The sequence below is a fragment of the Frankia sp. Mgl5 genome, from assembly GCF_023242985.1.
In the GTDB taxonomy this organism is placed as follows: domain Bacteria; phylum Actinomycetota; class Actinomycetes; order Frankiales; family Frankiaceae; genus Parafrankia; species Parafrankia soli.
Map to the genome: position 1 here is coordinate 1 of NZ_JALKFY010000746.1, position 2,257 is coordinate 2,257.

Genomic DNA, 2,257 nt, shown 5'->3' on the forward strand with positions numbered 1-2,257 from the left:
TGCTCGGCGAGCACCACCCGGGCCACGACATAGGGCGGCTCATAACCAGGGACCCACGGGCGCCGGACGACCGTGTACGACTCGACCGTCCCGCGGCCCGAGACCCGCCGGGACCCGATCGAACGGGAATAGCAGCCGGGGCAGATCGGCGCCGGCGGATGGAACAACCGCTCACACACGGTGCAGGCGCCGATCAGGAGCTGCCCGGTGGCCCCGCCGCACCAGAAGTCGCGGCTGTCGTCGTCGACCACGGGTACGGGCCTGTCCTCACCGGTCACCCGACCGCCACCTGTATGAGGGTGCTCCATAGGTCAGCGCTCCTACTCGTCGACGACGTGCGGGAATGGGCCGGTCGGTACGGGCCGGCGACGTCGCACGCCGTTCTTGCGCACGGTGACGTCGCCGGTTGCCTGCGCTCGGCAGGCGAGCCGGAGCCGGGCGAGGTCACGGCGGTGTGCGCCGGGAAGTCGGTGTTCGAGGGCGTCTTGTTCGTCGTCGTCGGGGGGTGTCAGGTGTTCGATGCCGCCGAGTACCTCGAGGTGGCAGACCGTGCAGGTGGCCTGGCCGTGGCAGACGGTGGGCCAGTGGTACCCGAGTCGCCACGCGGCCTCGATGATCGTCTCTCCGGGTTCGAGTTCGAGGTCGGCGCCGACGGGGTCGATGCGTACCACTGGCCCCCGGGGCCGTGCGCTCCGTTCTGCGGTCACGTGACCGCTCGGTCCCCGGAGGCGGCGTGTGCGGCGTGTTTCATGCCGATGTAGGAGAACACGAAGCTGTTGCCGATGCTGGCGCCCGCACCGAGATAGGTGCGTCCCATCACCGAGGCGGTGCAGTTCCCGGCGGCGTAGAGGCCGGGGATCGGGTCGTGGTTGGTGTCGAGCACACGAGCATGTTCGTCACACAGGAGACCGCCGCTGGTGCCGACGTCGCCTGGATAGAGTTCGACGGCGTAGAATGGTGCCTTCTCGACGGGCGCGAGCGACGGGTTCGGTTTGTTGCCGTAGTCGCCCTGGTACTTTTCATGAGCGCCTTCACCGCGGTGGAAGTCGGGGTCCGTGCCCTGCTCCGCGAACGTGTTGAACCGGGCCACCGTGGTGGCCAGCCCCGCGGGGTCGATGCCGCACGCCCGCGCGAGCTCATCGAGCGTGTCGGCTTTCTTCATGTAGCCGCTGGTGAGCCATTCCTCGGGAGTGTTGGGACGGAACGCGAACAGGTATCGGGCGCGGTGGCGGGAGTCCATGACGAGCCAGCTCGGGATGGATTCACCGTCGACGTTGTGGGCGTACATCTGCCGGCCGGCTTCCATGTAGGAGACCGCTTCGTTGAAGTACCGGCGGCCGGCCCGGTCGACGATGATCGAACCTGGTTTGCATCGTTCGCCGTTGTGCATGCTCGGACGGCCGCCGGGCTGGATGGAGGCCGGGATCCACAGGGCCTCGTCCATGAAGTCGACGGCGGCGCCCAGGCGCATGGCGGCCTCGATCGCCTCGCCGGTGTCACCCGGGTTGGCGCTGGTCCACGTTCCGTCGTTCGGCTGCTTCGAGTACCGCTTGCGCATCTCGGGGTTGCAGCCGAAACCACCTGAGCTCAACAGCACGGCGTGGCGGGCGCGGATCCGGATGGTGTGGCCGTCCCGGTCGGCGACGACGCCGACGACCCGGCCGTCCTCGGTGATCAGGTCGACCAGTCCGGTGTTCGTCCAGATCGACGCCCCGGCGGCGAGCGCGGCCGTCAGGGTCTGGGCGATCAGTGCCCCGCCGTTGGCCAGGCGGGTCTGGCGCCGTAGCCGGCCGATGGCCGTGCGCACCCCGACGCGGGCGGCGGTGCGCATGGCTTTCGGTCGCCGCTTGACCATCTGCAGTCCGGACGCCTCGCGTGTCATCACGACGATCCCGAGCGCGATCGTCATGCCCGGCATCAGCTTGTCGAACCACGGCCCGAGCTGTTTGCCGTCGGTCACCGCGGGTTCGAGAGAGCGCCCGCGGGCGCTGCCACCGCGGATACCCGCCACCTGCGCGTAGTAGTCGCTGTACCCTTCGCACCGCTCGAAACGCATGCCCAGGTTCCGCAGGAAGCGGACCATGGTGGCGCCTTCGGTGACATAGGCGACCCGACGCTGGTGCGACGAGGCGGGTCCGACGTCTCCGACAACGGAGTCGAAGTACGCCAGCGCGTCCTCAAGGGAGTCGGGAACGCCGTCGGCCTGCATGAGCGGGTTGTCCGGCAGCCACAGCACACCGCCCGACATGGCCGTGGA

3 protein-coding genes are annotated in these 2,257 nt (G+C 69.1%); all 3 read right to left on the reverse strand.

Going from position 1 to position 2,257, the window contains the following annotated elements:
- Positions 1-278 (reverse strand): OB-fold domain-containing protein (locus tag MXD62_RS27310; RefSeq protein ID WP_248832270.1); only part of this gene is annotated, 278 nt, incomplete at its 3' end.
- A 42-nt stretch (positions 279-320) separates the two neighbouring features.
- Positions 321-707, reverse strand: a complete 387-nt coding sequence (locus tag MXD62_RS27315) for a 2Fe-2S iron-sulfur cluster-binding protein (RefSeq protein WP_248832271.1) — start codon at positions 705-707, stop codon at positions 321-323.
- Positions 704-2,257, reverse strand: a 1,554-nt coding sequence (locus tag MXD62_RS27320; protein WP_248832272.1) for an FAD-binding protein, incomplete at its 5' end; no start/stop codon positions are given. The genes MXD62_RS27315 and MXD62_RS27320, both read right to left, overlap by 4 nt.